Genomic DNA, 15,186 nt, shown 5'->3' with positions numbered 1-15,186 from the left:
CTCCGAGCGCCTACTTCAGAATGCGGTCAGGACCGGAGACCAGGAACTGCAGCTCAATCTCGCAAGCTGGCGACGAGAAACGCCTCGGGCGATCGCGTAGTCGCCGGACCCAGCCGGCCCCAAGCGTGAAAGCAGTAGCCTCCCTAGGCTTCGATCTGCATCGAGGGCCGCGCCTGCACCTTCTGCAGCCACGCCTGCACGTGCGGGTGCGAGGACACCGGCGCACCGATGTGGACGCTGTAGCCGATCACCGAGCCGACCACGAGGTCCACGAGCGAGTAGTCCGCGCCCAGCATCCAGGGCTGCTTCGCCAGGCGTGCGTCGAGCAGCGCAAGCAACTGGCTCAGCCCTTCGCGCGCGGCTTCCTCATGGGCCGCGCAGCGCAGCGCTTCCTCGCCATGCGCCGCGACCTGCAGGCGCACCAGCACCGCGCCGTAGGTGACGTAGGACCATGCACACCAGGACGTCGCCTGCAGGCGCTCAGGCGTGTCCGCCTTCGGCCACAGGCCACGCGCCACGCCGTAGCGCTCGCCTAGCCACAGGTGGATCGCGAGCGCCTCGAACATCGACGCGCCGTCTACCGTGAGCGTGGGCACCTTGCCGTTGGGATTGAGCGCGAGGTAGTCGGGCTTGCGCTGCTCGCCGCTGCGGATGTCGATCTTGACGCGCTCGTGCGGCACGCCGAGCTCGGCGAGGGCGCAAGCGATGGGGGTGGCGCTGGACATGGGGTGCCAGTAGAGGACGAGGGACATGGTGGCTCCTAGTTGGATTGGGGTTTCAGGGGACTGTTGCGGCCGCAGCTGCGATGTCGTGAACTCTAGATGTCATTGCGGACAGTTTCCGCCCTCGATGCGAGCTACAGTCCTGCTGCCATGCTGACCGCCTCCTCGCGTCTTCTTCGCCTGCTCTCCCTGTTGCAGACCCGCCGCCACTGGGCCGGCGCCGAGCTCGCCGAGCGGCTGGAGATCCACCCGCGCACGCTGCGCCGGGACATCGACCGCCTGCGCGAACTGGGCTACCCCGTGCATGCCAGCAGCGGCGTGGCGGGTGGCTACGCGTTCCGCCCGGGCCACGCGCTGCCGCCGTTGCTGCTCGATGACGAGGAGGCGCTCGCCACTGCGATCGCGCTGCGCACCGCGACGGCCGGGGCCGTCACCGGCATCGAGGAGGCGTCGCTGCGCGCGCTCGTCAAGCTCGAGCAGGTGATGCCGTCGCGCCTGCACCGCCGGATCGACGCGCTGCGCTCCGCCATCGTCCCGCTCGATCGGGCCGGGCCGGTGGTCGACGCGGCCCAGCTCGCGCAACTAGCGGCCGCCTGCCGCGAGCAGTTGCGCCTGTCCTTCGACTACGCCGACAGCCAGGGCCGCGCCAGCGCCCGCACCGTGGAGCCGCAAGGCGTGGTGCACACCGGCCAGCGCTGGTACCTCGTGGCCTGGGACCCGGCGCGCCAGGACTGGCGCACCTTCCGCATCGATCGCATCGCGGGCACGCTCGCCACCGGCGCCCATTTCGTGCCGCGCCCCGCACCCGAGGGCGGCGACTTGCGCGCCTATGTGTCGCGCTCGCTCGCGGTCAACCCCTACTCCGAGCAGGCGCGCGTGGTGCTCCACGCGCCGCGCGCGGCGATGGCGCAGCGCATTCCGCCATCGGCCGGCTTGCTGGAGGAGATCGATGCGAAGCGATGCCTCCTCCAGTGTGGCGCGAACGGGCTCGATTCGCTGGTCTACTGGCTGATGGCGCTCGACGTGGACTACGAGGTGCTGGAGCCCGCCGCGCTGAAGCAGCGGCTGCGCGTCGCGAGCGAGCGTCTCGCGCGCTGCCTTGCGGCCGGCGAGAAGCCGAGGAAGAAGAACAGGAGGATGGCAGGGCCCGCCTGAGCGTCAGGCTTCTCGCAGCAGCGCAATCGCGTAGGCATCGCGGTACGGTGCCATCGACCCGGAAAGATCTGCGCTTGACGCCCTCCATCTGGAATCCCAGGCGTTCGTAGAACGCCTTGGCATTCAGGTTGTCCGCACGAACGGTCAGCTCGATGCGGGTCATCCCCTTCGCCCCAGGCCTTCGCGATCGCGGCCTCCGTCAGCCGCTGCCGAGGCACCGGGGATCGCGCCGATCCCGAGCACGCCGACATGACGGCGCGCCTCCCCCAGCGTGGGAAGGATGTCGCACCAGCCCACGACTTCCCCGAAGGCCAGTTCGGCCGACGGGCCTGAAGGAAGGCGAGGAAGCGCTTCTTCCCGCGCCACCAGGGCTCCGCGAGCGGGACGATCGATGCGTTCATGGTTCCTGCCTTGGCATGCGGCCGCATGCGCCGCATGACGATTCTCCCGAGGATCAGAACGACCAGAGGCGGGTGCGCTCGCCCAGCTCCGTGCTCGCGCGCACGTCCATTCGTTCGAGACACGAACGTTGTAAGCTGCGTTCCCGAATATTGGAGGTGACATGGCCGCCTACGTTATCTTTGACGTCGAGATTCGCGATGCTGAGCGATATCAGGATTTCATGCGCCAAGTGAAGCCAGCGCTCGAAGCTGCTGGCGCGAGGTACTTGGCCCGTGGTGGCGCTCATAAGGTGTACGAGGGAGACTGGTTACCTCGAAGAATGGTCATCCTCGAATTTCCTTCGGTGTCGGCGTGGGAGACCTTCTACAACGGTCCTGTCTACCAAGGCCTGAAGACGATTCGCGACGAATGCAGTTCGGCGCGCCTCGTGAGTGTTGAGGGTCTCGACCCCTAGGCCAGCCGCAACCGGCCAGAACCAGTCACTCCGATCCGGGGGCCAGCACCATGAACGAAGAAGACGAGCTTGCCGAAGGAATTGAATGGTTCCATGAGTTGGCAAAGCTGCCCGTCGAGGAGCTTATTCAGCAAGCGACTGACATCAACCGCACGATATTCAAAAACTTCGTGATTGCGAGCTTGCCAGGTCACGTGCCGCCGAAAAACCAGCCACCTGCCGAGTTCGCCGCGACGGTCCTTGAACTCAGGGCCAACGAGCGCGGGTGGAATCGAGCCCTAGGTAGAGCGCTCATAGATGCGGACGACTCACGATCTGAGGGCGACCTGCAAGGGGCCTTTCGATCTTGCGATCCTTTGCTCATTCTTGCCCTTGGAAAATCTTTCGGGATGTCGCACACATCCAGGAAGACAATCTTGATAGTGCCGGGAATTCCGGTGGCCTTCCGCCCGCAACGTGATGGAAAGATCAAAGTCCGAATGCGGCCACAAACCGGATATTTAACCATTGCGCAGGCTCGAGCCATGAACACCACCCATATCTCCGCCAGCGATGTTCCACTGAACGTGCAGGGTCTGCCAACGCTTTACGGGTCCAAGGGAAGCTCGTGTGTCTAGGTGACGGCCTTGCCCTTGCCCCATATCGCGAGATTTCGTGGCGCAAGCGCACTGGCAGCACTCCCAGGCTATGCCAAGCCCGACCGGATCGCCGAATCCGGCGAGGTGACCGTTTACCTCGAGAACGACGATCCGACGGGGCGCCCGATGGAGCGATGATCGAGGCAGCGCGTTGGCTACTCGAGAACGATGCGGGGCCTTTTTCCGGGCAGTGATGGCCGCCATGCTGGCTGATCTCCCGTCTCTGCGCGCCATCGAAAACGCGACCGTCCTGGCTGACGATGCGTTCCGACTGCCCGAGCACTGGGACGAGGCCGCGCGATCGCGCGGATTGAACGCGACCGAACGATGACCCACAAGCGACGCCGCGCGGAGCGGACCGCCAGCGCGCCCACATCGCCTGCGAAACCGCAATCACGAGCAGGTCGCTGAGTTCCAAGCAGTGTTCTGCCGGTCGCGATTCGCCGGTGCCGTTCGACTATCCCAAAGTCGTAGTCACCTGAATGAAAAGCGAACGCGTCCAATCGCTTTGGTAATGGGCGCTCAAGCCGCAGGCGCTTACTCTTTCATCTCATCGAGACCGCAGGTGCCATCACAGATCGTCGCCTGTCTCGCCAGTCTGCAACCGAAAGGAGTACGCCATGCTTGAACTAGACCAGGAGAACAGCGGCCTGCGGATCCTCGATGTCTCGCGCTGCGGGCCCACATCCGCGGCACTGCCCGCCCTCGACATCGAAGCCAGCGAGTATCGCGAGCTGGAATCCGCTTTCCGCCAGCGCGGAGGATTGGTCGAGTCCGAAACACTGACCGAGTTGCTGCGCACGCGCATGGACCAGCCCATCTCAAGGCTGTCGCGCTGGATCGTGGATCGCGATGTGCTCAGCCTGAAGTGGAGCTCGCGCATGATGGTGCCGCTTTTTCAGTTCGACCGCTTCTCCTTGTTGCCGCACCCAGCCGTGGGCGAGGTGATTCGGGAACTGGCGCCCGTCCTGGGCGACTGGTCGCTGGCGCTCTGGCTGGTGCGGCCCCATGCGCTGCTAGGCTGCCTGGCGCCCGTCGTCGCGTTTCAGCACCATGCGCCAGCCGTCGTCGACGCTGCGCGGGCGCAGCGCTACCTCGTATGCGGCTGACGCCTGGACTCGGCCATGAATGTCTCGGGATCACGGCGTGTCACCGCGTTGCGATTTCGCCAGCGCCTCGCGTACGCGCAGTGGAGCAATTCATCAGGCGCAAACGGCTTGCCCCAGACAGCACACGATGCCCGCCCCGCCCCGCTCGCGCGTGCGCGGACGGAATCGCCCGCATACGTCGTGATCAGGACGGTGGGAATGCCCTCGCCGGACGCCACGAGCTCCTCGTACATCTCGAAGCCGGTAACGCCCGGCATGCGCACCTCGGCGACCACGCACGCGGCGCTGCCGCGCTCGCGGGATCGCAGGAAGCTGTCGCGTCCTCGAACGTGGCCGTGGACCAGCCCATCTCCAGGCTGTCGCGCTGGATCGTGGATCGCGATGTGCTCCACGCTGGCAACCACCGGCGGCGCTCCAGGCATTTCCACTGCCGCAGTGGAGAGGAAAGGCTACCGCGTCTGCACGCGCAGGGAGCCAAGGCTCAAGAAGTTCTAAGGCTATGCCTCTCAACCAACCGGGTGTTCGCTCTGATCATGACCAAAGACTTCATTGCTCTGCATGCATACATCGTCCGCAACAAACATCTCAAGGAACAACATCGCGTCCAGTCGCCAAGACCGCCCGCTGTTGCACCCAGACGTGTCGCACTTTGGGATCGTTCACCAACAACATGACTACTTCAGTCTGGTCGTATGGAGTTGGTCTTGTACTTCGTTCGGCAGTTCGTTCCTGTCGCTTCTTTAAACTGGCGAGGAGTCGGGAAGGTCCGGTCTTGGAATGCAGCTGTTTTTGTCACCCTTGCAGTTCGACTAAGTAGCGCCGTCATCCGATTGGGGCCTGTAGTATTCCCGCTCCCGGTTGCTCGCTCATAGGCATCCCATGCGAGTGCGTGCTCCTTCTTGTACCAGTGTGTGGCTAAGACGTAAGCCACGGCTCCAATGCTCAACGCAACGAGCCATGAGTTTGAGTGGGATCAAGTCCAAGTTCCTCGACCCAGCCGTCAAGGATTCGAGCCCGAGCTGCTCGGAGTTGAAGGCGCCGGCGGAGATCAGCCCAGCCTGACCGGCCGGGTATGCCAGATCTCGTGCGCGTACTGCGCGATCGTGCGGTCCGACGAGAAGCCGCCCATGCCCGCCACGTTGAGGATCGCCATGCGCGTCCACGCGTCGGGATGGCGATACAACGCGTCGACCTTGTCCTGCGTCTTGACGTAGCTCGCATAGTCGGCCAGCAGCAGGTACTGGTCGCCCCAGTTCACGAGGGCGTCATAGATTTCCTGGTAACGCGCCGGCTCGGCAGCCGAGAAGACGCCGTCGCGAATGCTGTCCAGCGCGCGGCGCAGCTGCGGGTCGGATTCGTAGATCGCGCGCGGCTGGTAGCCGCCGGCGCGGATCTCGGCCACCTCGGGCGTGGTGTTGCCGAAGATGAAGATGTTCTCCGCGCCCACGCTCTCGCGCATTTCGACGTTGGCGCCATCGAGCGTACCGATGGTCAGTGCACCATTGAGCGCGAACTTCATGTTGCCGGTGCCGGAAGCCTCTGTGCCGGCTGTCGAGATCTGCTCAGACAGGTCGGCCGCCGGCATGATGACCTCTGCCAGGCTCACGCTGTAGTTGGGCACGAACACGACCTTCAGCAGCTGGCCCACCCGATCGTCGTTGTTGATCACCTGCGCCACGTCGTTGATGAGACGCACCACGAGCTTGGCCATGCGGTAGGCCGAGGCGGCCTTGCCCCCGAACACCACCACGCGCGGCACGTGGTTTGCCTGCGGCGCGTGGAGGATGCGTTGGTAGCGCGTGATCACATGCAGCACGTTGAGCAGCTGCCGCTTGTACTCGTGCATGCGCTTGACCTGGACGTCGAACAGGGCGTCGGTGTCGACGACGATGCCTAGGCTCTGTTCGATCCAGTTGGCCAGGCGCAGCTTGTTCTCGCGCTTGGCATGGCGAAAGGCGCGCACGAAGGCCGGCTGCTGTGCCATCGGCCGCAGCGCTTCGAGCTGCAACAGGTCGCGCCGCCAGCCGCGGCCGATGCGCGCGTCGAGCAGGGCCGCCAGCGGCGGATTGGCTTGCGCCAGCCAGCGACGCGGCGTCACGCCGTTGGTCTTGTTGTTGAAGCGCTCCGGGAAGAGGCGCGCGAAGTCGGCAAAGATCGACTGCTTCATGAGCTCCGAATGCAGTGCCGAGACGCCGTTGATCGAATGGCTGGCCAGCACCGCCACGTAGGCCATGCGCACGCGCCGCTCGCCGGACTCGTCGATGAGCGACATGCGCCGCATGAGCTCCACGTCGTGGCTGTTCGCGTGCGCCACGACGTGGAGGAATCGTGCGTTGATCTCGAACAGGATCTGCAGGTGGCGCGGCAGGACGCGGCCCAGGACCTCGACCGGCCAGGTCTCCAGCGCCTCGTGCATCAGCGTGTGGTTGGTGTAACTGAACACCTTCTGGGTGTGGGACCATGCCGTGTTCCACGACAGCCCGTGCTCGTCGATGAGCAGGCGCATCAACTCCGGGATCGCCAGGACGGGGTGCGTGTCGTTGAGGTGGATGCTGACCTGCTTGGACAGCGTGTCGAAGCCGGTGTGGTTGCGCAGATGGCGGTGCAACATGTCCTGCACGCTGGCGCTGACGAAGAAGTACTCCTGGTGCAGCCGTAGCTCACGCCCCGAGGCCGTCGAGTCGTCCGGGTAGAGCACGCGCGAGACGTTCTCGGAGTGGTTCTTGCTCTCGACCGCCGCCATATAGTTGCCGCGGTTGAAGGCCGACAGGTCGATCTCCTCGCTGGCGCGCGCCGACCACAGGCGCAGCGTCTGGGTGGCCTGCGTGTCGTAGCCCGGGATGATGGTGTCGTAGGCCATCGCGAGCACGTCATGCGTGTCGACCCACTTGGCCGCGTCGTGGGAGGCGCCCTTGCCGTCCAGGCGCTGGACGTGGCCGCCGAAGCGCACGCGGTAGGTCACCTCGGGGCGTTGGAACTCCCAGGGGTTGCCGCGCGTGAGCCAGTAGTCGGGTGTCTCGACCTGCTGTCCGTCGACGATCTGCTGCCGGAACATGCCGTACTCGTAGCGGATGCCGTAGCCCATGCCCGGCACCCCGAGCGTGGCCATGGAGTCGAGGAAGCAGGCCGCGAGCCGCCCGAGGCCGCCGTTGCCGAGCGCGGCGTCGGGCTCGCGCTCGGCGAGCGCCTGGATGTCGACGCCGAAGTCGGCCAGCGCGTCCTTCACGGTGTCCTGCAGCTCCAGCGCGAGCAGTGCGTTGGTGAAGGTGCGCCCGATCAGGAACTCCATCGACAGGTAGTAGACCCGCTTGAGCTTCTGGGTGTACTGGGCACGCGTCGTCGCCATCCAGCGCTCGACGAGCTGGTCGCGCACCGCCATCGCGGTCGCGTGCAGCCAGTCGTCGGGGCTGGCGGCCACGGGGTCCTTACCGACCGCGTAGATCAGCTTGTTGGCGACGGAGCGCTTGAAGGCGGCGACGTCGCGGTCGGGGTGGTCGTACGAGAAATCGGCGAGGGACATGATGTCGGAGGGTGGAGTTTGTCACTTCAGGCCAGCGCCTGGGCATAGACGTCGAGATAGCGGGCCGCCGCGCTGCCCCAGTCAGCGGGGCGGCCCATCGCGCTGGCGCGCACCGCATCCCAGTCGGCCGGGCGGCGGTAGAGGGCGAAGGCGCGGCGCAGCGCGCGCGCGAAGCCGTCGGCGTCGAAGGTGTCGAAGCAAAAGCCGGTGGCCCGGCCGTCGGCCATGTCTTCCAGCGTGGCATCGACGACCGTGTCGGCCAGGCCGCCGACGCGGTGCACAAGTGGCAGGCAGCCGTACTTGAGGCCGTACATCTGCGTCAGGCCGCAGGGCTCGAACAGCGAGGGCACCAGCGTCACGTCGCCGGCGCCGAAGAGACAGTGCGCGAGCGGCTCGCTGTAGCCCAGGGTGACGCTGATCGACCGCGGCGCGGCCGTGGCCCGTTCGCGGAATGCGCTCTCCAGCCCGGCATCGCCGCTGCCGAGCAGGGCCAACTGGCCTCCCTGCGCCAGCAGCGCGTCGATCCCGCCGAGCACCAGGTGCAGGCCCTTCTGCTCGGTCAGGCGGCTCACCACCACGAAGAGCGGCGTCTCGGCCCCCGGCGCGAGCCCGAGCTGCGCCTGCAGCACCTTCTTGCAGCGCATCTTGCCGGCCAATTGCCTGTGCTCGAAGCGGTGCGGCAGGAGCGCGTCGGTGGCCGGGTTCCAGACCTGGTCGTCGACCGCGTTGAGGATGCCGCTGAGAACGCCCGCGCGGCGGCGCAACAGGCCGTCCAGCCCGCAGCCCTGCTCGGGCGTCTGGATCTCGCGGGCGTAGGTCGGACTCACGGTGGTGATGCGGTCGGCGAAGCCCAGGCCGCCCTTCATGAAGGAGAGCTGGCCGTGATATTCCAGGCCCTCCATCCCCCAGGCGGTGGCCGGCAGGCCGAGGTCGGCAAAATCCCAGGGCGCGAACAGCCCTTGGTAAGCCAGGTTGTGGACCGTGAAGACGCTGCCGACGCGCGGATGCCCGTGGCGGGGCGCGAAGGCCAGGTAGGCCGGCGCCAGCGCGGCATGCCAGTCGTGCGCATGAACCACCTGTGGCTGCCAGGCCGGGTCGAGCCCGTGCGCAATCCGCGCCGCGGCAAATCCCAGCAGCGCGAAGCGCCGGTGGTTGTCCCTATAAGGCTGTCGCTGCGCATCCTCGTACGGATTGCCCGGGCGGTCGTACAGCCACGGCGCGTCGATCCAGTAGGCCCGCAGGTCCGGCGCGCCTTCGATCCTGATACGCCCGAGGCGCAGGCGTACGCGCTCGCCCCAGGGAGCCTCCAGCTCGGCCACCTGCAGCGAGTCGGCAACGCCATCCCTGATCGCCGGAAAGCCTGGCAGCAGCACCCGCACGTCCTGCTGCGCGGCCAGCAAGGCCTGCGGCAGCGCTCCGGCAACGTCGGCCAGGCCACCGGTCTTGAGCAGCGGGAACAGTTCGGCGCTGACCTGGAGGATCCTCATTCGGGTCCTAGCCGCTTCAGCATCTCGCGCGTGATCAGCACCACGCCGCCTTCGGTGCGCTCGAAACGCGCCGCGTCGGCGGCCGGATCCTCGCCGACGATCATGTCCTCGGGAATCACGCAGGCACGGTCGATCACGACTTTGCAAAGCCGCGCGCCGCGGCCCACCTCGACATCCGGCAGCAGCACGGCCTCCTCGATGCTGCAGAAGGAATGCACCCGCACGCCCGAGAACAGCACCGAATCCTTGACGTGCGAGCCGGACACGATACAGCCCCCCGAGACGATGGTGTTGACCGTCATGCCATGCTTCCCGTCGCGGCCGAGCACAAACTTGGCCGGCGGCAGCTGCCGCTGGTAGGTCCAGATGGGCCAGTCGGTGTCATAGATGTCGAGCTCGGGGGTGATCGAGGCCAGATCGAGGTTCGCAGCCCAGAAGGCATCAATCGTGCCGACGTCGCGCCAGTAGGCCTTGACGTTGGTGCCATGGCGCGCGCGCGTCACGCAGGACATGCCGAAGGGGTGCGCCACCGCCCGCCCCTGGGCGACCGCGCGCGGGATGATGTCCTTGCCGAAGTCATGGCTGGAGGCCGCGTCGGCGCTGTCTTCCTCCAGTAGGCGGTACAGGTACTCGGAGTCGAAGATGTAGATGCCCATGCTGGCCAGCGCGATCTCGGGCTTGCCGGGCATGGCCGGCGGGTCGGCCGGCTTCTCGAGGAAGGCGGTGATCCCGCGTTCGCTATCCACCGCCATCACGCCGAAGGCGACGGCTTCCATGCGGGGCACCTCGATGCAGCCGACCGTGCACCCCCGCCCATGCGCGACGTGGTCGCCCAGCATGATCGAGTAGTCCATCTTGTAGACGTGGTCGCCGGCCAGCACGACCACGTAGTCGTGCGGCGTCGAGCGAGTCTGGATGATGTCCAGATTCTGGTAGACCGCGTCGGCCGTGCCGCGGTACCAGTGCTCCTCGCCGACGCGCTGCTGGGCTGGCAGCACGTCCACCATCTCGTTGAGCTCGGCGCGCAGGAAGCTCCAGCCGCGCTGCAGGTGGCGCATCAGGGAGTGCGACTTGTACTGAGTGACCACCGCCATGCGCCGGATGCCCGAATTGAGGCAGTTGGAGAGCGCGAAATCGATGATGCGGAACTTGCCGCCGAAATACACCGCCGGCTTGGCCCGGCGGTCGGTCAATTGCTTGAGGCGGGAGCCCCGCCCCCCTGCCAGCACCAGTGCAATGGTGCGGCGAACGAGCTGGTGGGCCTGAAGATTTGGTTGCGTGCTGCTTCCCATCTCTTGCCTCCGTCGGTTTTTGACGTCGGTGGCAGCCTAGCATTTCTGTGGGTTCGTGGCTGGTTCGCTGTCGAGATTCGCAGGCGATCGCCGCCCCGCGCCTATCGGTCGGGCGTGTCATGACTGGGTGAGGATGGCCGCGCCTGCTCAGATCTGGCTGAGAAGCGCGCGCGCCATCTCGGCCGAGAACGTGCCCATGAAATCGCCGCCGCGTTGATGCGAGCAACAGAATCGTCCACGAACGCATCCAGGGGGCTTTTGATATCGAACCGCAATCGATGAGACGGATAGTGAACTTCGAGGCTCTTCTCAAGACTGCAGGCTTGATCCCGCCAACAGTGGGCCTTGGCGCCATTGGCGATCTTCCCGCTGATTTCGATAGAAGGCAAAGGTTTCTGCGATGAGGGCAGCAAGAAAATCACGGGGAGAAGCAGAACGAGACTTCACCCCTCGCCGGGCTTCCAGTCCGGGCTGTATCCACCAAGGGCCGGGTGGTACATCTCATCGCCATCGTGCTGGGTGAATTCGACATTCAGCCGGTCCTCGCGCAGGCCCAGCATCTCGATGCAATGTGCGCAAAGGGCCTTAGCAACCTCCATCCGAAGCTCGGCGGATCGTCCTCTCCGGATGTCGAGCATCAGCAGTGCCACTGGAACGGGCTCTGCATCGGCCTGCGGAATGCGCCAGACAGTTCCGGGGCCAAGTTCCCGGACCGCCACGGTGATGCGGCGGATATCCACGCTCATCATCGATGCATAGGTCCTGCTCATCCGCAGGGCTAGCTCCTTCTTCGATTCGATCGGGTAGCTCTCGTTCACGTCCAGTTGCAGATACGGCATCTTCGATCTCAGGTCCTTCTCAGCACAAAAGAAAAAGAAGCACCGGCAGGCAGACAAGGCCGAGCATCGTCATGAGCTTCTGCGCCCGATAGTAGTCGGCTTGTTGCGTCGCCGGAATGCAGTGCAGACGGTTGCATCCGCCGACGATCACACACTCCTCCGGCGCATGCATCTTGAACGCGCTCGCGGTCATTGTCCCGAGCCTCATTCGACCTTGATGTCGTACTTGCGGACGACAGCCGCCCACTTGCTGCGTTCACGGTTCGTCAGGTCGACGACGCCCTGCGGCGAGCTGGCGTGGTGATCTTCACATGGTCCACGGGAAGGACGGAGGTCGTCACCGAGATTTCCTGTACTTGGGGGGCGTTGCTCATGGGAACTCCTGCTACTGTGGTTCGAGCTTGACGAGCTGCAGCGTGGTGCGTGACCATCTGCGCGATGGACCAATAGTGATGACAGAAGCTCGTGCGTGACATCGCCTCCGGCGGAAGCCTCGCCTCCCGCATGCGATGGGTCTCGATCGACACCTCTAGACGGATATCGATGGCCGCCCCTGCGCGATGAGACTCGCTCTCCAGATATGGCATTGGCTGCGGATCGGCCGCGGGGCGGGTCCATGCCTTCCTGTAGGCGCGATCGTCCCGCGTTGGCAGATGGCAGGCCCCGCTGATCGGCACGAGCTGTGCGCCGGGGATGCTGCCAGCGACCAGGCGCCCCTCGTCGAAGGGCTCGCGGGGCTCATCGGTCGCATGGAGGACCAGCGTCCTGCACCGGATCTTCGGAAGCGCGTCGCTCAGATCGATCCGATCGGTCTGCCGCAGGATTTGAGCCATCATGGGCGCAGAGACCGAGAGCAGCGCGAGCTCACTGAAGACCCGCTGTTGCTCGGGCCGACAACGCGCGAGGAACTGGTTCGCGAAGAACTGCCGGTAGGATTGATCGATCCGGCTCCAGCCGAGCTCGGCAATCCTGGCATTGAGCTCGGACTCCTCCTGCAATTCGGGGCGCGCTGCGCGCCGGCAACGACCGCGTCCTGCGCTGCCGTGCGCAGCGGACCCGATCCGGCCGCATGGCCGCGTAGGCGGCGGCAATCGCGGCACCCTGCGAGATCCCCATCAACGAGAACCGCTGCAACCCCGATGCCCCGACCACGGCGTCCAGGTCATCAAGCCAGGACGCCATGGACAGCGCTGGAATGTCGCGATCCGAGAGTCCGGTGCCGCGCTGATCGAAGCGTATGACGGTGGACTGCGTCGACAGTTCCTCGAGAAGTGGGGCCCACGCCAGATTGCCCATATCGTGCTCGAGGTGCGACAGCCAGGGCCGCACTAGGACCAGCGGGGGGCCCGATCCCAGGCTCGCATGGGCGATGCGGGTTCTGTCGGTGCTCCCACAGAAGCGGAAGTGTTGCCGAAGTCTCATGCTGGCTCCTGCGGATCGCGTGCCTGGCGCGCGGACCACGACCGCGATCTAGGCACTCGCAGCCGACACACGGCGCCCGATCTCCTGCGCCTGGAATTCCCGGCGATACGCCGTGGGCGTCGTACTCCGGCGTCCGCGAAACACGCGAAGCAACTGGTTCGGGTCTTCGTAGCCCACTGCCCCCGCGATCTCGGTCACGGACTGGCCCGTGGTCCTCAGCAGTTCGCATGCCCGCTCGACGCGCCTCTCCACAAGCCATCGATGCGGCGCCATGCCCGTGGACGCCTTGAAGGCATGACAGAAATGGTGATAGGAAACGCCGACCATGGCCGCTAGTTCGCTCAATGCAACCTCTTGCGTGAGGTCATGGGTCATCCGCTCGCAAACCCGTTTGAGGTGATACGGCGCTAGCCCGCCTCGGGCCGCCGTCATTCAGCGGCCAAATCCGAAGGACGGCAGACAGTCTTTTTGAGACCTTAGATCCGGACAGTTGCCGCCGGAAGTCCCCTAGGATGGCCTGGAGGACTGGCCCATTGCCCTGCTCCGAGGCGTCTCAGGCACGCAGCGCCGCCAGTTGCGAGGCGCTGGAGAGAAATCGCCATCTCCGGCCGCCTGCCCTGCCCTGTTGACGCGAACTTTCATGCCGCCCAGTCTAGGCGATGAAAGTTGCTATCGTGATAAGAAAACTTATGTAAGCTGCGTTCCGGTGATGCCCGGCTGGAGGGCCGTTCCCTGCTGAATCGTTTGCTTGTACCCGTGGCGTCTCTGCTTGGCGCGGTCGGCCTGCCCGGTCGACTTACCCGGGGAGAAAACCGTGCGTCCATTCACCCTGCTCACCCTCGGCCCGCCCACCTCATCGTTCTCATTGGCCGCCTTTGCCGCGGTGGCCTTGAGCATCTCCCGAACGCTAGTACGGCCGATGATGGAAATGGTACCCCGACCTCGAATGAGGATGCATCACCAATGCCACACCATCGGCCTCACCGCTCAGAGGCGCCACCTCGCTGAAATGCCGGACAGCTTCAGTCAGATGGGACAAGTACCTCAGGAGCGTGATGTTGTTGCCGCGGCACGAGCGGCACGGCGCAACTGAGGACGCTGATAGTCTACGGGGAACGCAGGCTGCAGCCGCCGCGCACTGCTCACGGCGACCACCGACTGCCTCGTCGCGTTTAGCACGCGCGATTTGGGTCGCTCTCGCCGCGATGGCTTTGCAGGCTAGCTGGCCTTTTCATCGTTGCGGGTGAATGTTCCGGCTACCGGGGTAGTGCACCAGACGGCTCGACTGCAACTGCTCCGGGCCGGGAGTCCAGAGGATTTCGGGCGAAGGGGAGACGAGTCGCTGCATGGTGTGCATTCAGTTGGGAAAGCGCTTGCTCAGATCGACTCGACCAGTTCCGGCACCGCCGTGAACAGGTCGGCCACGAGGCCGTAGTCGGCCACCGAGAAGATCGGCGCCTCTTCGTCCTTGTTGATCGCCACGATCACCTTCGAATCCTTCATGCCCGCCAGGTGCTGGATCGCACCCGAGATGCCGCAGGCGATGTAGAGCTGCGGCGCCACGATCTTGCCGGTCTGGCCGACCTGCCAGTCGTTGGGCGCGTAGCCCGCATCGACCGCGGCGCGGCTCGCGCCCAGGCCCGCGTTGAGCTTGTCGGCCAGCGGCGCCATCACTTCGGTGAACTTCTCGGCGCTGCCGAGCGCTCGGCCGCCCGAGACGATGATCTTGGCTGCGGTGAGCTCGGGGCGGTCGCTCTTGGTGATTTCGCGGCCCACGAAGCTCGACTTGCCCGAATCGGCCACGCCCTCGGCGTTTTCGACCGTGGCGCTGCCGCCGGTGGCGGCCGCCGGATCGAAGCCGGTGGTGCGCACCGTGATCACCTTGATCGCATCGCTGCTCTGCACGATGGCGATCGCGTTGCCCGCATAGATCGGCCGCTCGAAGGTGTCGGGGCTGTCGACCTTGGTGACGTCGCTGATCTGGGCCACGTCGAGCTTGGCTGCTACGCGCGGCGCCACGTTCTTGCCGTTGGCGGTGACCGGGAACAGGATGTGGCTGTAGTTCTTGACGATGGCGAGAACTTGCGCAGCGACGTTCTCGGCCAAGTTCTCGGCCAGCGAGGGGCTGTCGGCGGCGATCACCTTG

Annotated in this window: 15 protein-coding genes and 1 pseudogene; 5 read left to right on the top strand and 11 right to left on the bottom strand. The window is 65.5% G+C overall.

Features of this window, described 5'->3' with window-relative positions; translation table 11 throughout:
• Positions 1-143 precede the first annotated feature (143 nt).
• Entirely contained in the window at positions 144-752 is a 609-nt protein-coding gene (locus tag AC3A6B_RS28740) for a glutathione S-transferase family protein (RefSeq protein WP_487840044.1), read from the bottom strand.
• Positions 753-872: 120 nt separating this feature from the next.
• Between AC3A6B_RS28740 and AC3A6B_RS28735 the strand changes: the two genes are divergently transcribed.
• From AC3A6B_RS28735 to AC3A6B_RS28715, 5 genes are all read left to right on the top strand, one after another.
• Complete coding sequence (locus AC3A6B_RS28735) at positions 873-1,877, top strand: helix-turn-helix transcriptional regulator (RefSeq protein WP_487840043.1); 1,005 nt, start codon at positions 873-875, stop codon at positions 1,875-1,877.
• A gap of 562 nt (positions 1,878-2,439) precedes the next feature.
• Positions 2,440-2,733: a DUF1330 domain-containing protein gene (locus AC3A6B_RS28730; protein WP_487840042.1), complete on the top strand. Its 294-nt coding sequence runs from the start codon at positions 2,440-2,442 to the stop codon at positions 2,731-2,733.
• Positions 2,734-2,783: 50 nt separating this feature from the next.
• Positions 2,784-3,350, top strand: coding sequence for a hypothetical protein (locus AC3A6B_RS28725; RefSeq protein ID WP_487840041.1), 567 nt, complete (start codon positions 2,784-2,786; stop codon positions 3,348-3,350).
• 214 nt (positions 3,351-3,564) lie between these two features.
• Positions 3,565-3,702 carry a hypothetical protein gene (locus AC3A6B_RS28720; protein WP_487840040.1) on the top strand — a complete coding sequence of 46 codons (138 nt, stop codon included), beginning with the start codon at positions 3,565-3,567 and terminating at the stop codon, positions 3,700-3,702.
• A gap of 289 nt (positions 3,703-3,991) precedes the next feature.
• Positions 3,992-4,480: a hypothetical protein gene (locus tag AC3A6B_RS28715; protein WP_487840039.1), complete on the top strand. Its 489-nt coding sequence runs from the start codon at positions 3,992-3,994 to the stop codon at positions 4,478-4,480.
• On the opposite strand, the gene AC3A6B_RS28710 is transcribed toward AC3A6B_RS28715, so the two are convergent.
• From AC3A6B_RS28710 to AC3A6B_RS28665, 10 genes and pseudogenes are all read right to left on the bottom strand, one after another.
• Positions 4,462-4,884 (bottom strand): response regulator, encoded by a 423-nt coding sequence (locus AC3A6B_RS28710; protein WP_487840038.1) that lies wholly within the window; start codon positions 4,882-4,884, stop codon positions 4,462-4,464. The genes AC3A6B_RS28715 and AC3A6B_RS28710 overlap by 19 nt on opposite strands.
• Positions 4,885-5,528: 644 nt before the next feature.
• Complete coding sequence (locus AC3A6B_RS28705) at positions 5,529-8,000, bottom strand: glycogen/starch/alpha-glucan phosphorylase (protein WP_487840037.1); 2,472 nt, start codon at positions 7,998-8,000, stop codon at positions 5,529-5,531.
• A 26-nt stretch (positions 8,001-8,026) separates the two neighbouring features.
• Positions 8,027-9,487, bottom strand: coding sequence for a glycogen synthase GlgA (gene glgA, locus AC3A6B_RS28700; protein ID WP_487840036.1), 1,461 nt, complete (start codon positions 9,485-9,487; stop codon positions 8,027-8,029).
• On the bottom strand, positions 9,484-10,779 hold the full coding sequence (gene glgC, locus AC3A6B_RS28695) for a glucose-1-phosphate adenylyltransferase (RefSeq protein WP_487840035.1): 1,296 nt from the start codon (positions 10,777-10,779) through the stop codon (positions 9,484-9,486). Before glgC ends, glgA begins: the two co-directional genes overlap by 4 nt.
• A 443-nt stretch (positions 10,780-11,222) precedes the next feature.
• Positions 11,223-11,618 (bottom strand): tautomerase, encoded by a 396-nt coding sequence (locus tag AC3A6B_RS28690; protein WP_487840034.1) that lies wholly within the window; start codon positions 11,616-11,618, stop codon positions 11,223-11,225.
• Positions 11,619-11,637: 19 nt separating this feature from the next.
• The gene (locus AC3A6B_RS28685) at positions 11,638-11,811 is read right to left on the bottom strand and encodes a hypothetical protein (RefSeq protein WP_487840033.1); all 174 of its coding nucleotides are present in this window, start codon (positions 11,809-11,811) and stop codon (positions 11,638-11,640) included.
• Between the two features lie 73 nt (positions 11,812-11,884).
• Positions 11,885-12,616: an alpha/beta fold hydrolase gene (locus tag AC3A6B_RS28680; protein ID WP_487840079.1), complete on the bottom strand. Its 732-nt coding sequence runs from the start codon at positions 12,614-12,616 to the stop codon at positions 11,885-11,887.
• Between the two features lie 55 nt (positions 12,617-12,671).
• Positions 12,672-12,914 (bottom strand): annotated as a pseudogene (locus AC3A6B_RS28675) (alpha/beta fold hydrolase); the annotation flags it as partial.
• Between the two features lie 174 nt (positions 12,915-13,088).
• Positions 13,089-13,415 carry a helix-turn-helix domain-containing protein gene (locus tag AC3A6B_RS28670; RefSeq protein ID WP_487840032.1) on the bottom strand — a complete coding sequence of 109 codons (327 nt, stop codon included), beginning with the start codon at positions 13,413-13,415 and terminating at the stop codon, positions 13,089-13,091.
• 1,002 nt (positions 13,416-14,417) lie between these two features.
• The coding region (locus AC3A6B_RS28665) for an electron transfer flavoprotein subunit alpha/FixB family protein (RefSeq protein ID WP_487840031.1) at positions 14,418-15,186 on the bottom strand (769 nt) is incomplete at its 5' end.

Source organism: Variovorax sp. Soil_C_33 (genome assembly GCF_057656935.1).
The sequence above is the reverse complement of the archived record's forward strand: the minus strand, read 5'-3'. Positions and strand labels throughout refer to the sequence as shown.

Coding starts and splice junctions, on each gene's coding strand:
- AC3A6B_RS28740 (WP_487840044.1), bottom strand. CDS start 752: ATGTCCCTCGTCCTCTACTGGCACCCCATGTCCAGCGCCACCCCCATC.
- AC3A6B_RS28735 (WP_487840043.1), top strand. CDS start 873: ATGCTGACCGCCTCCTCGCGTCTTCTTCGCCTGCTCTCCCTGTTGCAG.
- AC3A6B_RS28730 (WP_487840042.1), top strand. CDS start 2,440: ATGGCCGCCTACGTTATCTTTGACGTCGAGATTCGCGATGCTGAGCGA.
- AC3A6B_RS28725 (WP_487840041.1), top strand. CDS start 2,784: ATGAACGAAGAAGACGAGCTTGCCGAAGGAATTGAATGGTTCCATGAG.
- AC3A6B_RS28720 (WP_487840040.1), top strand. CDS start 3,565: ATGGCCGCCATGCTGGCTGATCTCCCGTCTCTGCGCGCCATCGAAAAC.
- AC3A6B_RS28715 (WP_487840039.1), top strand. CDS start 3,992: ATGCTTGAACTAGACCAGGAGAACAGCGGCCTGCGGATCCTCGATGTC.
- AC3A6B_RS28705 (WP_487840037.1), bottom strand. CDS start 8,000: ATGTCCCTCGCCGATTTCTCGTACGACCACCCCGACCGCGACGTCGCC.
- glgA (WP_487840036.1), bottom strand. CDS start 9,487: ATGAGGATCCTCCAGGTCAGCGCCGAACTGTTCCCGCTGCTCAAGACC.
- glgC (WP_487840035.1), bottom strand. CDS start 10,779: ATGGGAAGCAGCACGCAACCAAATCTTCAGGCCCACCAGCTCGTTCGC.
- AC3A6B_RS28690 (WP_487840034.1), bottom strand. CDS start 11,618: ATGCCGTATCTGCAACTGGACGTGAACGAGAGCTACCCGATCGAATCG.
- AC3A6B_RS28685 (WP_487840033.1), bottom strand. CDS start 11,811: ATGACCGCGAGCGCGTTCAAGATGCATGCGCCGGAGGAGTGTGTGATC.
- AC3A6B_RS28670 (WP_487840032.1), bottom strand. CDS start 13,415: ATGACCCATGACCTCACGCAAGAGGTTGCATTGAGCGAACTAGCGGCC.